Genomic DNA, 21,192 nt, shown 5'->3' with positions numbered 1-21,192 from the left:
CCAACCTCGCCCGCCGGCAGGACGATGCGCCCACCACGCATTGCTACGGGGGTCGAGGGGGCCTGTCATGGCACAGCCGCAGATGAGTGTGAGTCCCTACTGGGAGCTGACCTTCGACGCGGACGGGGACGTCGACGGCCGGGAGCGGGACACGCTGCTGCGCGAGGTCACCCGCCACGGTGTCCGTGACCTGATCGTCTTCGCGCACGGCTGGAACAACGACCGTTCGGGCGCCACCGCGCTGTACCGGCGGTTCTTCGCGCCCGTTCCGGGCCTCGTGCCGAAGGCGAAGGTCGGGTACGTGGGGGTGATCTGGCCGTCGATGCGCTTCAGCGACGAATCGATCCGGAACTTCCCGAAGTCCGTGGTGGCCACGGAGGCGGAGGCGGTGCCCGGCCCGGCGCTCGACAAGGACACCCGGCACGCGCTGCTGGAGACCTTCCCCGGCCGGGCCACCGTGGTCGACCAGATCGCGCGGATGCTGGACCAGCGGCCGGAGAACGAGATCGAGGAGTTCGGGCGGCTGGTCCGGCTGCTGGTGGAGGTCGTGCCGGGCGGGCCGCAGCCGCTGTTCGCCGCGGACACGCTCTCCGAGGGCGTGCCGCAGAGCGACCCGGTGCTCTTCGCCGGGGACGCGGCGACGCTCTGCGACGACTTCGCCGAGGCGCTGGCGAACCTGCGATCCGGCGGCGACACCGCGGAGTTCAGCCTGCCCAACCCCTGGGACGGGGCGAAGGAACTGCTGCGGCAGGCGACGTACTACGCGATGAAGCGGCGCGCCGGCACCGTCGGCGAGCGGGGACTGGGGCCCCTGGTCGGGCAGTTGGCCACCGCGGCGCCGTCGGTGCGGGTGCATCTCGTCGGGCACAGCTTCGGCGGCCGGCTGGTGTCGTTCGCGCTGCGCGGCCTGCCGGACGGGGTGCGCACGGTGAAGTCCGTGACGCTGCTCCAAGGGGCCTTCTCCCACTACGCGTTCGCGGCCCGGCTGCCGCACGACGCCCACGCGGGCGGCGTCCTGCAGGGTCAGCAGAACCGGGTCGACGGCCCCCTGGTGTGCTGCTTCTCCCACTTCGACTCGGCCCTCGGCACGATCTATCCGCTGGCCTCGCGCATGGCGGACGACGCGCAGGGGGTGATCGAGGGCTTCGGCCTCACGGACCTGGTGGGCGCCCGGTGGGGGGCGATGGGCCACGACGGCGTGCAGGCGGTGTCCGGCACGCGCGCGTACAAGCTCGCCGACGCGCTCACGGCGGGGCTGCCGGCGTCGGGCTGCGTCAACGTGGACGCCGCGGCCGTGGTGAGGACCGGTGGGCCGCCGGCCGGTGCGCACAGCGACATTGTGCATCCGGAACTGGCCCGGATCGTGCTGGCGGCGGGCCGCATCCGCTGACCCGCCGCCGCTCGCGTGTCGTCCGCCGGGCGTCAGCGGTGCGAGGTGTACTCCACCACCTGCTGGAAGGTGGGCCGGTTCTGCCAGCTGATGGTGTGGTGCTTGATGCCGCCCAGGGTGCGCTGGTTGATCGAGTCGGCGCACCACTGGTCGCCCGCCGAGCACAGGTCGTCGCCCGGATAGACGGCGGACGCGGACATGCCCGCCGCCTCCTTCAGCGTGCCGATCAGGGTGTCCCGGCAGTCGCTCAGGCTGCCGCCGCCGCAGTACTTCTCGGCCAGCGGTCCCTTCACCGGCTCGCCCAGCACCGAGCGGATGTCCTTGTCGACGTAGCTCCACCAGCCGAACTGGAAGGAGCTGCCGGCGTGCGAGCCGGTCGGCCCGTGCCCGGCCGACGGGGACTCGTCGATCGGCAGGTTGGCGGTGAGCGCGGTGTACAGGTCGCCGCCGAGACCGGGCTGGAACTCGGCCTTCACCAGCAGCGGCCACCAGGCGTCCAGGATGCGGATCGCGTCGGAGTCGGCGTACGCCTTCGAACCCGCCGACGTCTCCTTGCGCTTGGCACCTGCTGTGAGCCAGGTCTGCAGCTTGCCGACGGCCGCCGCGGCCGTGGAGTCGGTGACCGTACTGCTGTTGATCACCTTCAGCAGGTCCGGCAGCACGTCCTCGGCGCGCAGATCGGCGAGCGCCGCGTCCGCCATGGCCTGCACCAGCTTCGTGCGGGTCACCCCGCCGGCCGCGACCAGCTTCTTCACCCGGTCCTCCAGCAGGTTCCCGCGGTGGACCGACCCGTCGCCCCAGCCGGCGGTCGTGTAGTCCAGGGCCTGCTTGTTGTTCCAGGAGACGTAGTAGTCCTGGTCGATGGAGTTGGGGTGCTGCGCAGCGGGTGTGTAGGCCGCCGTGTTGGTGGCCGGGTCCCAGTTCCTCCACTCGTAGGCGGCCTGCCCCCACACCGGGAACTCGGTGTCGACGCCGCTCGCGCGCACCGGGTTGTCACCGCTGTTGTAGTACGCGGTGTGCTGGGAGTCGGCGTAGAACCAGTTGAAGGTGTAGTTGATGTGCTGCACCGCGGACTGGAAGGTCTGCGGGCTCTTCACGTAGTCGGGGTCGTTGAGCATCTGGAAGCCGATGATCGAGTCGGCCTCGTGCAGGTAGGAGGAGCGCAGCGTGGTGTAGGCGACCTTCTTGCCGCCGACGGTCGCCCGGTAGGCGACGGGTCCGTACTTCGTTCTCCACACGCGCATGGTGTACGACCCCGCCGCCGTGCCGTCGGCCGTGGTCGGCTTCCAGGAGTTCTTCTGCTCGACCTTGTCCATGGCCGTGCAGGTGCCGTGGTACAGGTAGTGGTAGTCGTCCTGGCACAGTTCGACGGCGTAGGTGTCGATGATGTCCTGGCCCGAGGTGGTCGCGGACCACGAGTAGTCCTGGCCGCGGCCGAGTTCGACGTACATGCTCAGGCCCGCGAAGGACACGCCGCGGGCGCTGATGCCCGGGCCCTGGATCTCCTGGAGCATGAGCAGCTGCGGGGCGAAGTAGCCGGTCTGCGGCCCGAAGACGGCGACCGGGTGGCCGCTGGCGGTGTACTTGCCGCTGACGACGAGGGCGTTGGACATGCCGCGCTTCGCGGAGCTGAGGGCGGTGGCGGTCGCCTGCTCGGCGGCCGTCGTGGCGCTCTGGCTCGCCCCGGTGCCGGTGGCGTCGTGGACCAGCGGCTCCGTGGTCACCGAGCCGGCGTCGGGCAGGGCCTCGCCCTGGGCGGTCACGGGCTTGGTGCCGTAGGGGAAGCTCTGGCCGTCGTGGACGGTGAGGACGGCCTCGGGGTCGTTGCGCTCGCGGAAGGACTCCCAGACCTTGGTGCCCTCCTCCACCCCGTACTTGGACTGGGCGGCGATCAGTGACAGGGCGTTGTTGACCTCGCCGCCACCGCCGGAACCGAACAGCGAGCCGATCACCGAGGCGAGGGCCACCAGGTCGGTCAGCTTGAAGTGGTCGATCGTGCCGGCGTTGGTGACCGCGTCCTTGTGGCCGGTCAGGACGTACTCGCCGGGGAAGTAGCGGCCCGAGTCCGAGGCGTCGATGTAGGAGTTGATGCCCGCGAGGTAGGCGTTCGCGTCGGCGAGGGCCTGCTGGCCGCGGGCGCCGTTGTTCGCGACCGCGTTGTCGATCTGGGCCTGCAGATCGGCCTCGGTGTAGGGGGCGTTGCGGTAGAACTGCTGCTCCAGGCCCTGGTTGGCGGCCGCGCCGCCGGCGAACGTGGTCAGCTGGCCGCGCCCCACGTGCCGGAACAGGTCCATCAGCCACAGCCGGTCCTCGCCCGCGGCGTAGCCGGCGCCGAACTCGGTGCCGTAACGGGTGGTGCCCGTGATGTGCGGCACACCCGTCTTCTTGTCACGGACGATCGTCACGTCGGTGCGGCCCGCGGGCTTCTCCGTGGAGGCGACCTGGTCGGAAGCGACCCCGAACGACGCGTCGTTGAAGAAGGTGTTGATCTTCGCGTCGGTGAGCGTGGAGTACCCCGAGGCGAGGTTCGCATAGGGCCCGAGCTGGTCCTCCGCGTGGTCAGGCTGGGTTCCGAAGGCCTGGTTGAGCAGGATCTGGGCGAGGGTCGCGTTGCCGTTCTCCCCCGGCGGCACGATGTCGGAGCACTGGCCGCCGCAGTAGTCGTTCGAGGCCGTGGCGGCGGCTGCCGTCGCCTGGGTCAGCGGGGACAAAAGACCAGCAATCAGGACGCATATGGATGCCGTCTTCAGGAACCCGGCGAGTCTGCCGGGAGTTCTCAGTCTGAACGGGGTGCTACGCGAGGTACGTCGTGGCATGGCAGCTCCTACCGACGGGGGTGAGCCGGGACGTTACCGGCGGTATCCCCGGGAGTGAAGATGAACATGCGTCAAGTTTTGGGAGTCGTACGACGGGCTTATGGAGGGCATCGGAAATCGGATGGAGCCGATTCGCTTGTCGATACGTCTATTCGGCGACGTCCGTACGACGACGCCGAAGTGACCGAAGTACAGGTGCAGGTGTGACGGAGGTGCAGGGCGATGGCCGGTTTCCGGAGTCTGGCGAGACAGGTCCGCGACCCGCGGTGCGATCTGGCACTGCGGCGCTACTCACTGCGCAAGTGCCTTGAGCGGTTCGCTCCTTACGGGCACAGGGCGACCTGGGACCATTTGTGCTCCCGGGCAGGGTTCGGTCCGGAGGACCGCTCCCCCGACCCGGTGCGGCTCGTGGCCGCACTGGAGGAACTGGAGGAGGCGCGCTCGGTCTGGCTGGCCTACGAGGTCGAGTTCGCCGAGCGACGCAAGAAGGAGAAGCACGACGGACTGCGCCGGCCGGGCACCGTCGACGACTGGCATCGGCTGACCTGGGGCGGTTTCGGTGTCGCCTGGTGCGACGATCCGCGGGTGCACCCGCGGGAACCGCTGGCCGAGGTGCTGCGCAGGCTGATCGCCGCCCTGGAGCGTGAACCGGGGGCCGTCTGCCCGGTGTGCGGCGACGAGCGCCTGATCTGGAGGTACGACCTGGACCACGAACCCTCCACCGGTCCGGTCTGCACCCACTGTGGAATTCTCGTGCCACGGCCCGTGCTCAAGCCCGAGGCCCTGGCGGACGCAAGGCGCGGAAGGCTGCTCGTCTCGGCCTGAGCACGGCGGGGGTGCGCCGGGGATGCCGCACCCCCTGAAAAACCTGACCACCCTGACAACCTTGACCACCCCGACCACCGGAGCCCGCCGGGTCGTTGTCGGTGGCGGCCTGCCAGGCTTGAGCCATGGTGCAGGTGTGTCTGAACGGACCGCGCGGGTCCGCCGACGGCGCGATGGTGCCGCTGACTCCACAGGCGATGGCCGAGTCCGCGGCGCGAGCCGTCGCGGCCGGTGCGACCGATCTCCATGTCCATCCCAAGTCGCCGTGCGGCGACGACTCGCTCTCGCCCCGCGTGCTGGCTCCGACCCTGGCGGCGATCCGGGCGTGGGTGCCGGTACCGGTCGGCGTCACCACGGGCGCCTGGGCCGAACCGGACGCGGCGGCGCGGCTCGAGCGGATCCGGAGCTGGGCGGGGCTGCCCGAACTGCCCGACCACGCCTCGGTCAACTGGCACGAGCCGGGTGCCGAGGAGATCGCCGCCGCACTGATGGATCTCGGGGTCGGCGTCGAGGCCGGCATCTGGTCCGGTACGGACGGGGCGGCGCGGTTCGCCGGCTCCCCGCTCGGCCCGCGGGTGCTGCGGGTGCTGGCCGAGGTGACGGACACCTCGGCGGAGACGGCCGAGGACACGGCGCGCGCCCTGCTGGCCGGTCTGGGCTCCGCGCACGGCCGGCCGGTGCTGCTGCACGGCGAGGACGGCGGCGCCTGGCCGGTGCTGCGCCTCGCCGGGCGCCTGGGGCTCGCCACCCGCATCGGCCTGGAGGACACCCTGCTGCTGCCGGACGGTCAACGGGCGCGCTCCAACGCGCAGTTGGTGACCGAGGCGCTCGCCCAGTACGGCCCTCGAAGCTAGCACCGGCAAATCCCCTCGCTCCACCCCTTTCCCGTCCGGACAGTGGGGAGGCGACGAAACACGCCTGAGAACCATCTGCCGAGGGGGACCTTTCGATGTCGACGCTCCGCGTCACCGCCGAAGTGCTGACGATCCACGAGCACCCGAACGCCGACGCGCTCGAACTGGCCCAGGTGGGCCTGTACCGCGCGGTCGTCGCCAAGGGCGCGTACCGCACCGGCGACGCCGCCCTCTACATCCCCGAGCAGTCCGTGCTGCCCGCCGGGCTGATCGAGGAGCTGGGGCTGACCGGGCGGCTGGCGGGCGGCAACGCGGACCGGGTGAAGGCGGTCCGGCTGCGCGGCGAGCTGTCGCAGGGCATCGTCTGCCGGCCGCAGGCGCTCGAGGACGTCGACCTGGCGCGGGCCGCCCTGGACGGCACGGACTTCGCGGAGCGGCTGGGCATCACCAAGTGGGTGCCGCCGATCCCGCCCACGATGAGCGGCGAGGTCGAGTCCGCGCCCGATCTGCTGCCCTGGGTCGACATCGAGAACATCCAGCGGTTTCCGGACATCTTCGCAGCGGGCGAGGATGTGGTCCTGACCGAGAAGCTGCACGGCTCGGCCTGCCTGCTGACCTATCTCGCCGACGCGGACCGGGTGCACGTCTCCTCCAAGGGCTTCGGCGCCAAGTCCCTGGCCCTGAAGGAGGATCCGCGCAACCTGTACTGGCGCGCGGTGCACGGCCACGGTGTCGCCGAGGCCGCGGCCCGGCTCGCCGGACGGCTGGGCGCGCGCCGCGTCGGCGTCTTCGGCGAGGTGTACGGCGCGGGGGTCCAGGACCTGACCTACGGCGCCGACGGGCGCCGCGAGACGCTCGGATACGCCGTGTTCGACGTCAGCGCGGAGATCGACGGCACGGTCCGCTGGCTGGACGCGGCCGAACTGCTCGGCGGGGAGCTGCCGTTGGTGCCCCGGCTCTACGAGGGGCCGTACGACGTCGAGCGGGTGCTGGCGATCGCGAGCGGGCGGGAGACCGTGTCCGGGCGGGAGCTGCATCTGCGCGAGGGCGTCGTGATCCGTCCGGCGGCGGAGCGGTACAGCCCGGTGACCGGCGGCCGGGCGATCGCCAAGGCGGTCAGCGCGGCCTATCTGACCCGCAAGGGCGGCACCGAGTACGAGTGAGACGGGCCCGGGCCGGGCGGCGGGACGGCCGCCGGGCCCCGGCTCAGCTCTGCTCCTGCCGCCTGCGGCTCCGGCCCGGCTCGACCATGAGCCGCGACCCCGAGCGGCTCTGCCCGAACACGTCGTCCGGGTTGGACAGCACGCAGGTGTCCAGGGAAAGGCAGCCGCAGCCGATGCAGTCGGTGAGATGGTCGCGCAGGCGGTTGAGCTGCTTGATGCGCTCGTCGAGCTCGGTGCGCCAGGCCTCGGAGAGCCGGGCCCAGTCCTCCCGGGTGGGGGTGCGCTCCTCGGGCAGCTCGGCGAGGGCCTCGCGGATCGTGGCGAGGGGGATGCCGACGCGCTGCGCGGCCCGTACGAAGGCGACCCGGCGCAGCGCGTCCCGGTGGTAGCGGCGCTGGTTGCCCGTGGTCCGGCGGCTGCTGATCAGGCCCTTGGACTCGTAGAAGTGCAGGGCGGAGACGGCGGCGCCGCTCCGCGCGGCGAGCTGGCCGACGGTGAGCTCGTGGATCTTCTCGGGAATCTGGGGCACTCCTCGAACCCTACCCACCCGCTCGCCGTGGCGGTCCGTTGACATCGGGTGCGGGCCCGACCATGCTAAGCAGTTGCTTAGACATTGCGAGGCACGGGAGGCCGGGACATGGCAGAGCCGAGGATCTTCAGGTCCGTCGACGAGCTGAAGGCGGCGGTGGGTGAGCAGCTCGGGTACACCGACTGGCTGGAGATCGACCAGAAGCGGATCGATCTCTTCGCGGAGGCCACCGGGGACCACCAGTGGATCCACGTCGACCCGGAGAAGGCCGCGGCCGGGCCCTTCGGGACCACCATCGCGCACGGCTATCTGACCCTCTCCCTGCTGCCGCTCTTCGGCCCGCAGCTGATGGGCGTCGAGGGCGTGCGGATGGGCGTCAACTACGGCACCAACAAGGTCCGTTTCCCCGCCCCCGTGCCGGTCGGCTCGCGACTGCGCGCCACGGCGCGGATCAGCGCCGTCGAGGACGTGGCGGGCGGGGTCCAGGTGGCCGTCGCCTACACCGTGGAGCGCGAGGGCGGCGAGAAGCCGGTCTGCGTGGCCGAGTCGGTGGCCCGCTTCTACCTCTGAGCGGCGGCTACTTGACCCCCACCATGCGCAGCACGAGGTCGGCGTAGAGTGCGCCGACCTCGTCCGGCGTCCAGGGGCCGTGGACGTTGAACCAGCGGGCCACGTCGATGCAGAGCGACAACACGGCGAGGGTGGTGCCCTTCACGTCCAGCACGTCGAACTCGCCGGCCGCCACGCCCTCCTCGATGACCGCGCGCACCTCGGCGTCGCACCGCCGGCGCAGCTCGAGGATCTCCTCGCGGGCCTCGGGGCCGAGCGAGTCCAGCTCGTACTGCACGACCCGGGCGGTGGTACGGCCGCCCGCGTGCCAGCGGACGAAGGAGCTCACCGCGTCCGCGAGCCGCTCGGTCGCGGTGCCCTCGCGCCGGGCCGCCGTCTGCAGGATCTCGAGCGCCTTGGCGTGACCGATCCGGCTGATGCGGTGCAGCAGCTCTTCCTTGGTCTTGTAGTGGATGTAGAGCGCGGCCGGGCTCATGCCCGCACGGCCCGCGATGTCACGGGTCGTGGTGGCGTGGTACCCCCGCTCGGCGAAGGCCTCCACCGCGGCGATCAGCAGTCGCCGGGCCGCGTCGGGCGTGACCTCGCCCCACGCGGCCGCCTCGCCGCCGGCCGTCTCCTCCGCCGTACTCATCGCTCGCTGACCCCTCTCGCAGACAGACACCCCACCATACCGCCGAAGGTGAGCGAGCGCTTAGTGTGCCCACTCGGAGCTTGGAGAAGGGCTCAAAGCTTCTCGAAGGGGTGGAACGCGCGCTCCGCCGCCTCCTGCCGGTCACGGATCACCTTGGCGAGGGTGAAGGCGGAGGTGACGAGGTACAGGACGGCGATCGCGAGGAACGCGCGCACCCAGGCGTCCGCGTTCAGCTTGAAGATGCCGATGGCGGTCGCGGCCATCGCCACGGCGAAGGAGGCGACGGCCTGGCCGTAGAAGGCGGCCGTGTTCTGCTGCTTGCCCGATGTGTCACTCATGGGGACAAGCCTCGGCGGACGTGGCCGGAACCACATCCGCCGGGATACTCAGGTCGGCTACTCAGAAGGCCTCGGAGGATCTCAGAAGGCCGAAACCCCGGTCAGCGCGCGCCCGATGAGAAGCTTCTGGATCTGGCTGGTGCCCTCGTAGAGGGTCATCACGCGGGCGTCGCGCAGCAGTTTGCCCGCCGGGTACTCGTCGATGTAGCCGTAGCCGCCGAAGACCTGGAGGGCGTTGTTGGCGGCGCGCACCGCCGCCTCGGAGGCGAAGAGCTTGGCCTTGGAGGACTCGACGGCGAAGGGCTGCCCGCGGTCGATCAGGTCGGCCACCCGCCAGGTGAGCAGGCGCGCCGCGTCCACGTCCACGGCGATGTCGCTGATCAGCTCCTGCACCAGCTGGTGCCCGGCGATGGGCTTGCCGAACTGCTCGCGCTCGCCCGCGTACCGCACCGCCACGTCCAGCGCGGCCTGCGCTATGCCCACGCAGCCCGCCGCGACCGACATCCGCCCCTTCGCCAGGGCGGACATGGCCACCGAGAAGCCCTTGCCCTCCTCGCCGAGCATCGCGGAGGCGGGGACGCGCACGCCGTCCAGGACCAGTTCCGCGGTGGCCTGGCCGCGCAGGCCGAGCTTGCCGTGGACGGTGCGGCGGCCGAGGCCGGGGCTGTCGGCGGGCACCAGGAAGGCGGAGACGCCCTTGTGCCCCGGGGCGTCGGTGGAGCGGGCGAACAGGAGCACCACGTCGGCCCAGGTGCCGTTGGTGATGAACATCTTGGTGCCGTCGAGGACGTACTCGTCGCCGTCGCGCACCGCGCGCGTGGAGAGGTTCCCGGCGTCGGAGCCGGTGCCCGGCTCGGTCAGGCCGAAGCAGCCGACGTACTCGCCGGAGGTGAGCCCCGGCAGCCAGCGCCGCTTCTGCTCCTCGCTCCCCCAGGCCGCGATCGTCTTCGCGACCAGCCCGAGCGAGACGGACACGATGCCGCGCACCGAGGAGTCGCCGCGTCCGAGCTCCTCCGTCACCAGGCAGTAGGCGAGATGGTCGCCGCCACTGCCGCCGTACTGCTCGTCGACGGTGAGGCCGAGGAAGCCGACCTCGCCGAGCTTCTTCACGATCGAGCGGTCGACCTCCTCCGCCCGGTCCCAGGCGACGACGTGCGGGGCGATCTCGCGGTCCGCGAACTCCCGGGCGAGCCGCCGCACGGCGGTCTGCTCCTCGCTGAGCTCCAGGTTCATACCGAGTCACCCCACAGTGGACGGACCTTGAAAGGCGGACATTTAAATTAGCACTGCTAGTTTCAAGGTGCAGCCCTACTATGTGCGCCATGGCCCGACCGCGCAAGCCCCTGCTGAGCACCGACCGCATCGTCGAGACGGCACGTGCGCTGGTGGACGCGGAGGGTCTCGCCGCCGTCTCCACGCGCCGGCTCGCCGCTCAGCTGGGGGTCAGCGGGCCCTCGCTCTACAACCACTTCCGCACCAAGGACGAGATCCTGGAGGCGGTCGCCGACTCGGTGAGCGCGCAGGTCGACCTGTCGATGTTCGAGGACGGCCGGGAGTGGCGGACCGCGCTGCACGACTGGGCGGTCTCCTACCGCGGGGCCCTGCGCGACCACCCCAACATCGTCCCGGTCCTGGCCACCGGGCCCGGCCGCCGCCCGGCCGGACTGCGCCTCGCGGACGCGGTCTACGGCGCGATGGTCGACGCCGGCTGGCCGCCCGCACAGGCCACCTCCATCGGCGCGCTGATGCGGTACTTCATCATGGGCTCCGCGCTCGGCTCCTTCGCCGGCGGCTTCGTGGACGACGCCGGCGCCTACGACCCCGCCGACTACCCCCATCTCGGCCAGGCCCACCTGCTCGCCGAACAGCAGGAGAAGATCGACGAGAGGGCCTTCGAGACGGGTCTCACGGCGCTGCTGGACGGGCTGATGCAGCAGTACGAGCAGGCCCGGCGGACCGGCTGACACCGCCCGGCCGAGACACTTCGGCCGCCGCCGAAGTGTCCGTGCCGCATCCTGGGACGCATGACCAGGGATCCGCAGGCACCGCAGCTCGCCCGGCTCGCCGGGCTGATCGCCGACGAGACCCGCGCCGCGTGTCTGCTGGCGCTCCTCGACGGGCGGGCCTGGACCGCGAGCGAGCTGGCGCGGCAGGCGGGCGTCGCCGCGTCGACGCTCAGCGAGCACCTGGGCAAGCTCGTCGCGGGCGGGCTGCTCACCGAGGAACGGCAGGGCCGGCACCGGTACGTGCACCTCGCCGGCACCCGTGTCGCGCAGCTCGTCGAGGACCTCGCGGCACAGGTGGGCCCCGGGGATGCCGTACGGCCGCGGAGTCTGCGGGAGTCGAGTGCGGGGTCGGCGATGGCGCGCGGGCGCACCTGCTACGACCACCTGGCGGGGCGGCTGGGGATCGCGGTCACCGACGCGCTCACGCTGCGCGGCCTTCTGCGGCAGGACACGGGGTTCGCGCTGACCGATGCGGGCCTGGAGTGGTTCGGCTCCGCCGGGATCGTTCTCGAGCGGAAGGGGCGGCGGCCGCTGGCGCGGGCGTGTCTGGACTGGACCGAGCGGCGGCCCCATCTCGCAGGCGTCGCGGGGGCGGCGTTGTGCCGTCATGCGCTGGATGCGGGGTGGTGCCTGCGGATCGGGTCGGAGCGGGCGGTGAAGGTCACGCCGGCCGGTGAACGGGCGCTGGGTGAGCTGCTGGGCATCGAGGCCGACGCGCTGCGGTAGGTGCCCCGTCCGAAATCCGCGAGCTCTTCCGCCGCTTCCCTCCTAGCCTCTGGAGCATGATGAACCTCCGTCGTACCGAGCTGCTCGCCCCCGGGGCCGCGGCCGTCACCGTCGTGCTGTGGGCCTCCGCCTTCGTGTCGATCCGCAGTGCGGGGGACGCCTACTCGCCGGGGGCGCTCGCGCTCGGGCGGCTGCTGTCCGGGGCCCTGGTGCTCGGCGTGCTGCTGGTGCTCCGCGGGGAAGGGCTGCCGCCGCGGTCGGCCTGGCGCGGGATCGCGATATCCGGCCTGCTGTGGTTCGGCTTCTACATGGTGGTCCTGAACTGGGGCGAGCAGCAGGTGGACGCCGGCACGGCCGCCCTGGTCGTGAACATCGGCCCGATCCTCATCGCGCTGCTGGGCGCGCGGCTGCTCGGCGATGCCATGCCGCCGCGGCTGCTCGCGGGCATGGCGGTGTCCTTCGCGGGCGCGGTGGCGGTCGGCCTGTCGATGTCGGACGACGGCGGCTCGTCGGTGCTCGGGGTGGTGCTGTGCCTGCTCGCGGCGGTCGGCTACGCGGCCGGGGTCGTCGCGCAGAAGCCCGCGCTGGGCAGCGCGAGCGCGCTGCAGGTGACGGCGTTCGGGTGCCTGGTCGGCGCGATGGCCTGTCTGCCGTTCGCCGGGCAGCTGGTCGGCGAGGCCGCCGACGCGCCGGTCTCCGCCACCCTCAACATGGTCTACCTGGGCGTCTTCCCGACCGCGCTCGCCTTCACGACCTGGGCCTACGCCCTGGCCCGTACGACCGCCTCGCGCATGGGCGCGACCACGTACGCGGTGCCCGCGCTGGTCGTCCTGATGTCGTGGCTGGCGCTCGGCGAGGTGCCGGGGCTGCTCACGCTCGGCGGCGGTGTGCTGTGCCTGGCGGGCGTGGCGGTGTCGCGGTCCCGGCCGCGGCGGCGGACGGCCGTACGGGCCGCGGCGGCGGAGAGCACTCCGCGGCCGCAGCCCGAGGGTGCCTCCGAGTCAGCGTGAACGCACCCTGCCCGCAAGGACCTTGATGGACACCAGGGCGATCACCGCGAGGGCGATGATGTAGCCGGACACCGCCATCGAGGTGCCGGTCGCCTCCAGCAGCAGCACCATCACGAAGGGGGCGAGGCCGCCGCCGAGCACGGCGGCGATCTGGTAGCCGAGCGAGGCGCCCGTGTAGCGCATCTCGGGCGTGAACAGCTCGGCGAACAGGGCCGCCTGGGGCCCGTACATGATGCTGAGGAAGCAGCCGGCGACGAACGTGCCGACCGCCAGCCACAGCAGTGAGCCGGTGTCGATCAGCAGGAACATCGGCACGGCCCACAGGGCGATGCCGGCCGCGCCCAGGGCGTAGATCCGGATGCGGCCGACGCGGTCGGAGAGGGCCGCGGCGGCCGGGATCAGCACGAGCTGGGTGAGGCTGACGCAGAGGGAGACGGTGAGCACCGCGTCCTTCTTCATGCCGAGGTCACGGGTGGTGTAGTCGAGGACACCGGTGATGAGGATGTAGAACGTCGCGGTGTTCACGGCGAAGGAGCCGCCGGCCAGGAACACGGTGCCGAGGTGGCCGCGCAGGATCGTGCGCAGGGGCGAGTTCCGCCCGGCCTTGTCCTGCTCGGTCTTCTCCTGCTCGGCCAGTTCCTTCTCGGCCTTCTCCTTCTCGGCCAGTTCTTGCTCGGCCTTCCGGAACTCGGGCGTCTCCTCGACGTGGCGGTGGATGTACCAGGCCAGGCCGAGCACGAACAGGCCCACCAGGAAGGGCAGTCGCCAGCCCCAGGCCGCGAACGCGGAGTCGCTGGTGAAGGCGCCCGCGAGCAGGAACACCGTGTTCGCGCTCACCACGCCGATGGGGACGCCGAGTTGGACCACGCTGCCGTAGAGACCGCGTTTGCCCTCGGGGGCGTACTCGGTGGCCAGCAGCATCGCGCCGCCCCACTGCGCGCCGACGGCCACGCCCTGCACGACGCGGAGCAGGACGAGCAGGACCGGGGCGGCGACGCCGATGGTGTCGTAGGTGGGCAGCAGGCCGATGCCGGTGGTGGCGATGCCCATGAGGGTGAGCGCGAGGACCAGCATCGGCTTGCGGCCGCGCCTGTCGCCGAGCTGTCCCGCGACGACGCCGCCGATCGGGCGGGCCAGGAAGCCGACGGCGAAGGTGGCGAAGGCGGCGAGCACTCCGGCGGTGGAGCTGCCGGAGGGGAAGTAGAGATCGCCGAGGACGAGGGCCGCCGCGATGCCGAAGACGAAGTAGTCGTACCACTCGACGGCCGAGGCGAGCGCGGCGGCGGTGGCCACGCGGCGACGGTTTCCGGTGGGGAGGCCGGTGCGGGTGGGAGCGGGGTGAGCGGAGGGGAACGTGTCCATGCGTGCACACTCCGGTGGGTGCGGTGGGGACGTTCCGGGGAACATACTGACCGGACGGTATGGGGTCAACGGGTGTGCACGGTGGTTGTACGGAGCATCCGGGGGCGGGTTCGGGCCCGCCCCCGTGCACAGCGCTAGAACACCACCAGCGCGCGGCCGCCCTTGCCCGCCAGCATGTTCTCGAACGCCGCCGGGATGCCGTCGAGGCCGATCCGCTCCGTGACCAGGGCGCCGAGGTCCAGCCGGCCGGCCCGGACGTGCTCGGCCAGCACCGGCAGATCCTTGGCGGGGTCCGCGTTGCCGTACACGCACCCGGCCAGGGTCCGGCCCCAGTGGAAGATCTCCAGGGCGTTGAAGGTGACCTGCTGGTCCTTGCCGCCGATGCCGACGACCGTCGTACGGCCGCCGCGGCGGGTGGAGTCCCAGGCCGTGCGGATCGTGGCCGCCCGGCCCACGCACTCGATCGCGACGTCGACGCCCTGCTTGTCCGTCAGGCCCCGGATCTCACGGGCCGTCGTGTCGGAGGCGATCACGTAGTCCGTGGCGCCCGCGCCGCGCGCCAGCTCCTCCTTCTCCGGCGAGACGTCCACGGCGACGATGCGCGCGGCTCCCGCGATCCGGGCAGCCTGGAGTGCGGCCAGGCCCACTCCCCCGACGCCGTACACGGCCACGGTCTCGCCGGCCTCCACCCGCGCCGAGTGGTGGACGGCGCCGTAGCCGGTGAGGACCGCGCAGCCCAGCAGGGCGGCGTCGGTGAGCGGGATGCCGGCGGGCAGCGGCAGGACGCAGCCCGCCGCGACGACGGTCTCCTCGGCGAACGCGGCGACGTTCAGGCCGGGGTGCAGGTCCGAGCCGTCGGAGGAGCGGTGGGCGTAGACGTCGGCGGCGCCGTTCAGGGCGTTGGCGCACAGCCATACCTCGCCGAGCGAGCAGGCGTGGCAACTGCCGCAGGAGGGAGCCCAGTTGAGGACGACCTCGGCGCCGGGCGCGACATGGGTGACGCCCTCGCCGACGGCGACGACGGTGCCCGCGCCCTCATGGCCGAGGACGGCGGGGACCGGCACCCGCATGGTGCCGTTGGACAGGGACAGGTCGGAGTGGCACACCCCGGCCGCGGCGAGCCGGACCCGGACCTGGCCGGGACCGGGGTCCGGGAGGTCGATCCCGGTGATCTCCAGGGGAGCGCCCACGGCGGGGAGAACTGCTGCGCGAACCACGGGAAGGCTCCTTCAGAACTGGAGGGACTTGGTCTGCAGGTACTCGGACAGGCCGTGCGCGCCGAGTTCACGGCCGACGCCCGACTGCTTGTAACCGCCGAAGGGGGCAAGGGGGTTGAACCGGCCGCCGTTGATGTCGACCTGGCCGGTCTGCATCCGGCGGGCGAAGGCCACCGCCTCGTCCTCGTCGCCGGCCCAGACGGCACCCGCGAGGCCGTAGACCGTGCCGTTGGCGATGCGCAGGGCGTCCTCCTCGTCCTCGTAGGCGAGGATCGACAGGACGGGGCCGAAGATCTCCTCCTGGGCGATCGTCATCTCGGGCGTGACGTCGGCGAAGACGGTGGGCGCGACGAAGTAGCCCCGCTCGCGCGGTGCTTCGGGGCCGCCGGCGACCAGCCGGGCGCCCTCCGCGACCCCCTTCTCGATGTAACCGCGCACCCGGGCCTGCTGCTTGGCGTTGACCACCGGGCCGATGCGCTCGCCGTACTTGGCGGCGGCCTCCGCCGCGAGTCCCACCGCCTCCTCGTACCGGTCCCGCCGCACCAGCATGCGGGTCCAGGCGCTGCACGTCTGGCCGGAGTTGGACATGACGTTGGCGACACCGACGTTGACCGCCTTCGCGAGGTCGGCGCTCGGCAGGATGACGTTGGCGGACTTGCCGCCCAGCTCCAGGGCGACGCGCTTGATCGCGGCGCCCGCCGTCGCGCCGATGCGCCGGCCGACCGCGGTGGAGCCGGTGAAGGAGACGAGGTCGACCTCCGGGTGCTCGGCCAGGGCCTGTCCGGCGACCGGGCCGAGGCCGGTGACCAGGTTGAACACGCCTGCGGGGACGCCCGCCTCGTGCACCGCCTCGGCGAAGAGCTGGGCGACCAGCGGGGTGTCCTCGGCGGGCTTGAGCACCACCGTGCAGCCGGCCGCGAGCGCCGGGGCGACCTTCGCGACGATCTGGTGCAGCGGGTAGTTCCAGGGCGTGATCGCGCCGACCACGCCGACCGGCTCCAGACGGACGGTCGAGTTCCCGGTCTTCTCCTCGAAGACGTACGTCGCCGCCAGCTCGGCGTAGGAGCCCGCGACCGCGACCGGCACGGCCGCGTGCACGTTCTGCGAGAACTTCAGCGGCGAGCCGAGCTCGGTGGTGACCGTCTCGGCGATCTCGTCCTTGCGCGCCGCGAGGACGTCCCGGAGGGCGGCCAGCCGGGCGGCCCGCTCGGCCGGCGGGGTCGCGGCCCAGGCCGGGAAGGCGGCGCGGGCGGCCCGTACGGCCTGGTCGACGTCCTCGGCGGTACCCGCCGGCACCTGGGCGACCACCTGCTCGTCGACCGGGTTCACGACCTCGATCGTCTCCGTGCCGACGGCGGGGCGCCAGGCGCCGCCGATGTACATGCCGTCGTGTGCCTTCATGGTGCTCCTCCGGGGCGGGGTGCGTCGTGCGCGTCAAACCTACCGACGCCACATAAACTAGCGACGATAGTTTTCCGGCGCCAGACGCCCCCTCGCCGGGAGCCCCGGTGAAGCGCTATTCGTCCAGGTCCGGCAGCCGCGCCGGGGACGGGCAGATCCGCTCGCCGTGCTGGTCGAAGACGAACAGATGGGCCAGGTCGACCAGGAGCGGGACCTGCATGCCGTGGCGCAGCTCGATGTCGGGGGTGGTGCGGACCACCAGGTCGCCCGGCAGGCGGGCCTCGGCGGTCGCGGGCTCCGCGCGCCCGTCGGCGACGTCGTCCATGACCACCACCGGTCCGGCGCGCAGGGCCTCGGCCCGCTCCCGGATGCGCGCCAGCACGGTCGTGCCGCCGTCCCGGCGGCGGCGCCGGGAGGGCCGCGGCGCGGGGCGCGGGGCCTCGAGATCCGGTACGACGGCGGGCCGGGAACCCGTGTTGAAGTGCACCAGGACCTCGTGCCCCTGGAACTCCACGTGCTCCACCAGCCCGGTGAGCGGCACCTCGCCGGCGCGCGCGGATGCGTGCTTGGCGATGCGGACGGCCTCCGAGCGCAGCCCGACGATCACCTCCCGGCCCTGCTGCACCCGCAGCAACTGGTGGTCCAGGGTGAGGGGTTCGGGCAGCCGCAGGTACTGCTTGCCGAGGCTGATGGTCATCGCGCCGTCGAGCGGGGCCCGCACCACCCCGCGCAGCAGGTTGATGCGCGGGGTGCCGATGAAGGCGGCGACGAAGACGTTGCGGGGCAGGGCGTAGACCACGCGCGGGGTGCCCACCTGCTGGAGCACCCCGCCGCGCAGCACGGCGACCCGGTCGCCCAGCGACATGGCCTCCGCCTGGTCGTGGGTGACGTAGACCGTGGTGACGCCGAGCTCCCGGGTGAGCTTGGAGATCTCCGCCCGCAGATGGTTGCGCAGCTTGGCGTCCAGGTTGGACAGCGGCTCGTCCATCAGGAAGGCGGAGGGGTGGCGGGCGATGGCCCGGCCCATCGCCACGCGCTGGCGCTCGCCGCCGGAGAGCTGGCTCGGGAAGCGGTCGAGGAGGTCCTCGATGCCCAGCATCCGGGCGGTGGCGTCCACCCGCGGGCGCGGGTCCTCGCCGGGGTTCTCCACCCGCAGCGGGAAGCCGATGTTGCCGCGGCTCGTCATGTTCGGATAGAGGGCGAAGTTCTGGAACACCATCGCCATGTTCCGGTCCGACGGGAGCAGGTCGTTGCCGTACTCGCCGTCCAGCAGGAGCCTGCCCTCGGTGATCTCCTCCAGCCCGGCGATCATGCGCAGCACGGTGGACTTGCCGCAGCCCGACGGCCCGAGCAGCACCAGGAACTCGCCCGGCCTGATGTCCAGCGACAGCCGGTCCACCACGCGAACACCGCGCGTGTACGTCTTGCTCACGTCGTGCAGGGAGATGGCGCGCGTCATGACACTGCCCCCGGGGGCGTTCTGAGCGAGTGCTGGTGCTCGGCGGCGGAACGGCCCGTGCGGGTCGTACGGGCTGTGAGTCACGGAAGTTAACGGACCGTACGGACTCAACGGAAGACACACGACACAATCGGCCGCTCCGTTCCGCCCAGTGAGAAACCGGACGCATCGCACCACCGCGTCAGCGGGTCGCGGTCAGATGGGCGAAGACGACGACGTTGCTGGTGTAGCCCGTCCTGCGGTTGAACAGCCCGCCGCAGGTGAGCACCCGCAACTCCGGCCGCCTGCTGGGGCCGTAGACCTCCTTGTCGGGGAAGCGGGACTTGTCGAAGACGCGCACGCGGTCCACGGTGTAGACCGCGGTGCGGCCGTCCAGGCGCCGCGCCTCGACGGTCTTGCCGGGGCGTAGCTGCGCGAGCGCGGCGAAGACCGCCGGGCCGGTTCTGGTGTCCCGGTGCCCGACGGCGATGGCGGTGCCCGTCTCGCCCGGCGAGGCGCCGTCCTGGTACCAGCCGACGAGCTTGGGCTTGTCGAGCGGGGGTGTCTCCAGCTGCTGGTCGGCGCCGACCTTCACGGCGACGATCGGCGCGTCGATGCCCAGGGACGGTACGCGCAGGCCGGTCGCCGGCGACCGGGGCAGCGGGTCGGGCGGCGGGGTGGGCCTGGCCGACGGGCCGGGCTCGGCGGCCCCGGGACGCTGGTCGGCGACGCCGGGCACCGGATCGGCGGGCGCGCCGGCGGCCGGCCCGTCGGCGGACGGGACCGGGTGGTGGTGCCCCCCGCACCGGACGACCGTCACCAGGACGGCCACGATGAGGGCCGTCCTGGTGAGGCGGTAGGCGCGGGTCCGGTGCCAGGGCCTGCGTCGGCGCCTAGGAGGCACCGTGCGAACGGCGGCGGATCAGCGTGCGGACGTACACGGCACCGCCGACCGCGACCAGTCCGACGCCCGCCGCCGCGCTCAGCGGGGTGTACGACTGCACGGTGTCGACCAGGCCGCCGCCGCCGGCGTGGACACCGCCCTTCGGGCCGCCGCCCTCGTGCCCGGCCCCGGGACCGTGGTCCTCGATGGTCCGGTTCGGGCCCTGCTGCCCCCGGTCGTTCCTGCTGTGGCAGTTGACCGTGAAGACCTTCTCCTTGGGCGGGGTGGCCGCCGCGCCGGGCAGGGTCGGCGGAATGGTCCACTGCAAGGTGTACCGGCCGTCGGCCAGGCCTAGCGTGTCGGTGTGGCCGGCGCCGCCGGCCAGGGAGATCGTGCCGCTCACCGTGGCCGCGGTGGGCAGCGGGGGCTGCGCCGTGATGGTGTAGTCGACGCTGGTCACCGTGCCGAAGTTGGCGGCGTCGAGGTAGAACTTGCAGACCTCGGGATCGTCCTTGGAGACGCCGTAGGGCACCCGCTCATTGTGGATCCTGATGTCGGCACCGTCGCCGGGGGCCGCCACGGCGGCCGTCGTCGCGAACCAGGAGGCACCGGCCGCGGTGAATACGGTGAGGGCCGCGGCTCCGAGACGGGCGCCGACGGACGGGGGCATCAAGGTGGGCATGGATGTTCCTCCGAGTCAGACGATTTTCATACAAATCGCTCTTTCACCTGACTCTCTTTCACATCCACCCCGGGACCGGCGCGACCGCGGCCCGACGCGCCGTCAGATGTCGCTCGACCGGCGCAACGGCGTCCCCTCCGGGCGCTTCCCGGTGGCGCCCCGGGCCACCTGACCGCCGCCCGGGGCGGCCGGCGCGCGCAGCGCACTGCCCGCCGACAGCAACAGCAGGGCTCCGAGCATGACGAACGGCGCCGCCACACCCGCGACCCCGGCGACCAGCCCCGCCGCGGCGGGCGCGGCGACCTGGCCGAGGCGGTTGCCGGTCAGGCGCAGCGCGAGGGCCGTGGAGCGGGCGTCGTCGGGAGCCGCCTGCACGACCGTCGTCATCGACAGCGGCTGACCGACGCCGAGGCAGAACCCGAGGGCGGCCAGCAGCACGCCGAGCGCCCACACCGGCATCGGCAGCGCGATCCCCGCGCACAGCAGGGCCGCCAGCAGGCAGGTCACGGTGAGCAGCGCGGGCCTGCCGAGCAGCCGCAGCAGCGGGGTCAGCACCAGCCGGCAGGCGATGGTGGCGCCCGCGCGCACGCTGAGCAGGACGCCGATCACGGACGGCGCGATGCCCCGGTGCTCGCCGACCACCGGCAGATAGGCGGTGAGGATGTCGGTGGCGGAGAGCACCGAGAGGCTGATGAGCATGCCCGCGGGCACACCCCGGGCGCGCAGGATGCCGCCGACGGGGACCCGGGCGCGGGCGCCCGCGGGGGGCCTGACCGCCGTGCGGTCCTCGATGCGCCACAGGGACGTGAACGCGATCGCGGCTCCCGCGCCCGACACCAGCAGGGCCCGCGCGCTGGTGCCCACCATGTCCGGGGCGCCGATCAGCGCGCCCGCGGCGATCGGGCCGACCAGCTGGCCGAGCGAGGCGCCGATGGTGAAGTGGCCGAAGTTGCGGTCCTGTTCGTGCGGGGCGGACTGGCGGGCGACGAGCGACTGGGAGCCGATCACGAAGCAGAGGTGGCCGAGGCCCATCACCCCGCTCCAGACCGCCATCGTCCACAGGGAGCCGGCGACCCCGCTCAGCGCGCAGCCGCCGGCGATGAGCACCACGCCGGCCGGCAGCAGGGGTGCGCAGCGGCCGTGGTCGGTGCGGCGGCCCAGCGGTACCGCGGCGAAGAGCGGCAGCAGGGCGTAGACGCCGGTGATGACGCCGATCGCGCGCTCGTCGGCGCCCAGCGCGAGGGCCCGGTAGGAGACGGCGGGCCGGGCCATCGACACCGCCCCCTGCGCGAAGCCGAAGGCGATGACGAGGCGCAGCAGCCAGCCGCGGTTCCCACCGGGCCTCATGGTG

Annotated in this window: 20 protein-coding genes; 8 read left to right on the top strand and 12 right to left on the bottom strand. The window is 72.4% G+C overall.

Going from position 1 to position 21,192, the window contains the following annotated elements:
* The first annotated feature begins 67 nt into the window (after nt 1–67).
* Entirely contained in the window at nt 68–1,390 is a 1,323-nt protein-coding gene (locus ACFU97_RS09325) for a serine-threonine protein kinase (protein WP_384253054.1), read from the top strand.
* 32 nt (nt 1,391–1,422) lie between these two features.
* Here the strand turns inward: ACFU97_RS09325 and ACFU97_RS09320 are convergent, their stop codons facing one another.
* Nucleotides 1,423–4,206 carry a penicillin acylase family protein gene (locus ACFU97_RS09320; RefSeq protein ID WP_384253051.1) on the bottom strand — a complete coding sequence of 928 codons (2,784 nt, stop codon included), beginning with the start codon at nt 4,204–4,206 and terminating at the stop codon, nt 1,423–1,425.
* A 222-nt stretch (nt 4,207–4,428) separates the two neighbouring features.
* Here ACFU97_RS09320 and ACFU97_RS09315 point away from each other — a divergent pair, with 222 nt between their 5' ends.
* From ACFU97_RS09315 to ACFU97_RS09305, 3 genes are all read left to right on the top strand, one after another.
* Entirely contained in the window at nt 4,429–5,031 is a 603-nt protein-coding gene (locus tag ACFU97_RS09315) for a hypothetical protein (RefSeq protein WP_384253049.1), read from the top strand.
* A gap of 125 nt (nt 5,032–5,156) precedes the next feature.
* Nucleotides 5,157–5,885 carry a 3-keto-5-aminohexanoate cleavage protein gene (locus tag ACFU97_RS09310; RefSeq protein WP_384253047.1) on the top strand — a complete coding sequence of 243 codons (729 nt, stop codon included), beginning with the start codon at nt 5,157–5,159 and terminating at the stop codon, nt 5,883–5,885.
* A 95-nt stretch (nt 5,886–5,980) separates the two neighbouring features.
* The gene (locus tag ACFU97_RS09305) at nt 5,981–7,048 is read left to right on the top strand and encodes an RNA ligase (ATP) (protein WP_384253044.1); all 1,068 of its coding nucleotides are present in this window, start codon (nt 5,981–5,983) and stop codon (nt 7,046–7,048) included.
* 43 nt (nt 7,049–7,091) lie between these two features.
* On the opposite strand, the gene soxR is transcribed toward ACFU97_RS09305, so the two are convergent.
* On the bottom strand, nt 7,092–7,577 hold the full coding sequence (gene soxR, locus ACFU97_RS09300; protein WP_384253042.1) for a redox-sensitive transcriptional activator SoxR: 486 nt from the start codon (nt 7,575–7,577) through the stop codon (nt 7,092–7,094).
* A 108-nt stretch (nt 7,578–7,685) separates the two neighbouring features.
* Between soxR and ACFU97_RS09295 the strand changes: the two genes are divergently transcribed.
* Nucleotides 7,686–8,147 carry a MaoC family dehydratase gene (locus ACFU97_RS09295; protein ID WP_384253040.1) on the top strand — a complete coding sequence of 154 codons (462 nt, stop codon included), beginning with the start codon at nt 7,686–7,688 and terminating at the stop codon, nt 8,145–8,147.
* A 7-nt stretch (nt 8,148–8,154) separates the two neighbouring features.
* Here ACFU97_RS09295 and ACFU97_RS09290 read toward each other — a convergent pair whose 3' ends face one another.
* The 3 genes from ACFU97_RS09290 to ACFU97_RS09280 form a co-directional block, all read right to left on the bottom strand.
* The gene (locus tag ACFU97_RS09290; protein WP_384253037.1) at nt 8,155–8,778 is read right to left on the bottom strand and encodes a TetR/AcrR family transcriptional regulator; all 624 of its coding nucleotides are present in this window, start codon (nt 8,776–8,778) and stop codon (nt 8,155–8,157) included.
* Between the two features lie 92 nt (nt 8,779–8,870).
* Nucleotides 8,871–9,116 (bottom strand): YiaA/YiaB family inner membrane protein, encoded by a 246-nt coding sequence (locus tag ACFU97_RS09285; protein ID WP_384253035.1) that lies wholly within the window; start codon nt 9,114–9,116, stop codon nt 8,871–8,873.
* A gap of 81 nt (nt 9,117–9,197) precedes the next feature.
* The gene (locus ACFU97_RS09280; protein ID WP_384253032.1) at nt 9,198–10,349 is read right to left on the bottom strand and encodes an acyl-CoA dehydrogenase family protein; all 1,152 of its coding nucleotides are present in this window, start codon (nt 10,347–10,349) and stop codon (nt 9,198–9,200) included.
* An 89-nt stretch (nt 10,350–10,438) separates the two neighbouring features.
* Here ACFU97_RS09280 and ACFU97_RS09275 point away from each other — a divergent pair, with 89 nt between their 5' ends.
* From ACFU97_RS09275 to ACFU97_RS09265, 3 genes are read left to right on the top strand one after another with little or no spacing between them, the layout of a single operon-like run.
* Nucleotides 10,439–11,080: a TetR/AcrR family transcriptional regulator gene (locus ACFU97_RS09275; protein ID WP_384253030.1), complete on the top strand. Its 642-nt coding sequence runs from the start codon at nt 10,439–10,441 to the stop codon at nt 11,078–11,080.
* Nucleotides 11,081–11,140: 60 nt separating this feature from the next.
* Complete coding sequence (locus tag ACFU97_RS09270) at nt 11,141–11,848, top strand: ArsR/SmtB family transcription factor (protein ID WP_384253027.1); 708 nt, start codon at nt 11,141–11,143, stop codon at nt 11,846–11,848.
* A 59-nt stretch (nt 11,849–11,907) separates the two neighbouring features.
* Complete coding sequence (locus ACFU97_RS09265; protein WP_384253479.1) at nt 11,908–12,858, top strand: DMT family transporter; 951 nt, start codon at nt 11,908–11,910, stop codon at nt 12,856–12,858.
* Here ACFU97_RS09265 and ACFU97_RS09260 read toward each other — a convergent pair.
* The 7 genes from ACFU97_RS09260 to ACFU97_RS09230 all read right to left on the bottom strand — a co-directional run bounded on the left by ACFU97_RS09260 (nt 12,850) and on the right by ACFU97_RS09230 (nt 21,188).
* A complete protein-coding gene (locus ACFU97_RS09260) occupies nt 12,850–14,220 on the bottom strand; it encodes an MFS transporter (RefSeq protein ID WP_384253026.1) in 1,371 nt (456 codons plus the stop codon). The two genes, ACFU97_RS09265 and ACFU97_RS09260, sit on opposite strands and share 9 nt — an antisense overlap.
* 134 nt (nt 14,221–14,354) lie before the next feature.
* On the bottom strand, nt 14,355–15,437 hold the full coding sequence (locus tag ACFU97_RS09255; RefSeq protein WP_384253024.1) for a zinc-binding dehydrogenase: 1,083 nt from the start codon (nt 15,435–15,437) through the stop codon (nt 14,355–14,357).
* A gap of 12 nt (nt 15,438–15,449) precedes the next feature.
* A complete protein-coding gene (locus ACFU97_RS09250; RefSeq protein ID WP_384253022.1) occupies nt 15,450–16,838 on the bottom strand; it encodes an aldehyde dehydrogenase family protein in 1,389 nt (462 codons plus the stop codon).
* A 115-nt stretch (nt 16,839–16,953) separates the two neighbouring features.
* Nucleotides 16,954–18,297 (bottom strand): ABC transporter ATP-binding protein, encoded by a 1,344-nt coding sequence (locus ACFU97_RS09245; RefSeq protein ID WP_384253020.1) that lies wholly within the window; start codon nt 18,295–18,297, stop codon nt 16,954–16,956.
* Nucleotides 18,298–18,478: 181 nt separating this feature from the next.
* Complete coding sequence (locus ACFU97_RS09240) at nt 18,479–19,180, bottom strand: class F sortase (RefSeq protein ID WP_384253018.1); 702 nt, start codon at nt 19,178–19,180, stop codon at nt 18,479–18,481.
* Nucleotides 19,170–19,841 carry a hypothetical protein gene (locus ACFU97_RS09235; protein ID WP_384253015.1) on the bottom strand — a complete coding sequence of 224 codons (672 nt, stop codon included), beginning with the start codon at nt 19,839–19,841 and terminating at the stop codon, nt 19,170–19,172. The genes ACFU97_RS09240 and ACFU97_RS09235 overlap by 11 nt, the downstream gene beginning before the upstream one ends.
* Before the next feature lie 102 nt (nt 19,842–19,943).
* On the bottom strand, nt 19,944–21,188 hold the full coding sequence (locus ACFU97_RS09230) for an MFS transporter (RefSeq protein WP_384253013.1): 1,245 nt from the start codon (nt 21,186–21,188) through the stop codon (nt 19,944–19,946).
* Nucleotides 21,189–21,192: the final 4 nt, after the last annotated feature.

The organism is Streptomyces sp. NPDC057616, from assembly GCF_042800575.1.
In the GTDB taxonomy this organism is placed as follows: Bacteria; Actinomycetota; Actinomycetes; order Streptomycetales; family Streptomycetaceae; genus Streptomyces.
The sequence above is the reverse complement of the archived record's forward strand: the minus strand, read 5'-3'. Positions and strand labels throughout refer to the sequence as shown.

Coding starts and splice junctions, on each gene's coding strand:
- ACFU97_RS09275 (WP_384253030.1), top strand. CDS start 10,439: ATGGCCCGACCGCGCAAGCCCCTGCTGAGCACCGACCGCATCGTCGAG.
- ACFU97_RS09235 (WP_384253015.1), bottom strand. CDS start 19,841: ATGCCCACCTTGATGCCCCCGTCCGTCGGCGCCCGTCTCGGAGCCGCG.
- ACFU97_RS09290 (WP_384253037.1), bottom strand. CDS start 8,778: ATGAGTACGGCGGAGGAGACGGCCGGCGGCGAGGCGGCCGCGTGGGGC.
- ACFU97_RS09250 (WP_384253022.1), bottom strand. CDS start 16,838: ATGAAGGCACACGACGGCATGTACATCGGCGGCGCCTGGCGCCCCGCC.
- ACFU97_RS09270 (WP_384253027.1), top strand. CDS start 11,141: ATGACCAGGGATCCGCAGGCACCGCAGCTCGCCCGGCTCGCCGGGCTG.
- ACFU97_RS09295 (WP_384253040.1), top strand. CDS start 7,686: ATGGCAGAGCCGAGGATCTTCAGGTCCGTCGACGAGCTGAAGGCGGCG.
- ACFU97_RS09315 (WP_384253049.1), top strand. CDS start 4,429: ATGGCCGGTTTCCGGAGTCTGGCGAGACAGGTCCGCGACCCGCGGTGC.
- ACFU97_RS09305 (WP_384253044.1), top strand. CDS start 5,981: ATGTCGACGCTCCGCGTCACCGCCGAAGTGCTGACGATCCACGAGCAC.
- ACFU97_RS09245 (WP_384253020.1), bottom strand. CDS start 18,297: ATGACGCGCGCCATCTCCCTGCACGACGTGAGCAAGACGTACACGCGC.
- ACFU97_RS09325 (WP_384253054.1), top strand. CDS start 68: ATGGCACAGCCGCAGATGAGTGTGAGTCCCTACTGGGAGCTGACCTTC.
- ACFU97_RS09320 (WP_384253051.1), bottom strand. CDS start 4,206: ATGCCACGACGTACCTCGCGTAGCACCCCGTTCAGACTGAGAACTCCC.
- ACFU97_RS09280 (WP_384253032.1), bottom strand. CDS start 10,349: ATGAACCTGGAGCTCAGCGAGGAGCAGACCGCCGTGCGGCGGCTCGCC.
- ACFU97_RS09260 (WP_384253026.1), bottom strand. CDS start 14,220: ATGGACACGTTCCCCTCCGCTCACCCCGCTCCCACCCGCACCGGCCTC.
- ACFU97_RS09230 (WP_384253013.1), bottom strand. CDS start 21,188: ATGAGGCCCGGTGGGAACCGCGGCTGGCTGCTGCGCCTCGTCATCGCC.
- ACFU97_RS09265 (WP_384253479.1), top strand. CDS start 11,908: ATGAACCTCCGTCGTACCGAGCTGCTCGCCCCCGGGGCCGCGGCCGTC.
- ACFU97_RS09310 (WP_384253047.1), top strand. CDS start 5,157: ATGGTGCAGGTGTGTCTGAACGGACCGCGCGGGTCCGCCGACGGCGCG.
- ACFU97_RS09285 (WP_384253035.1), bottom strand. CDS start 9,116: ATGAGTGACACATCGGGCAAGCAGCAGAACACGGCCGCCTTCTACGGC.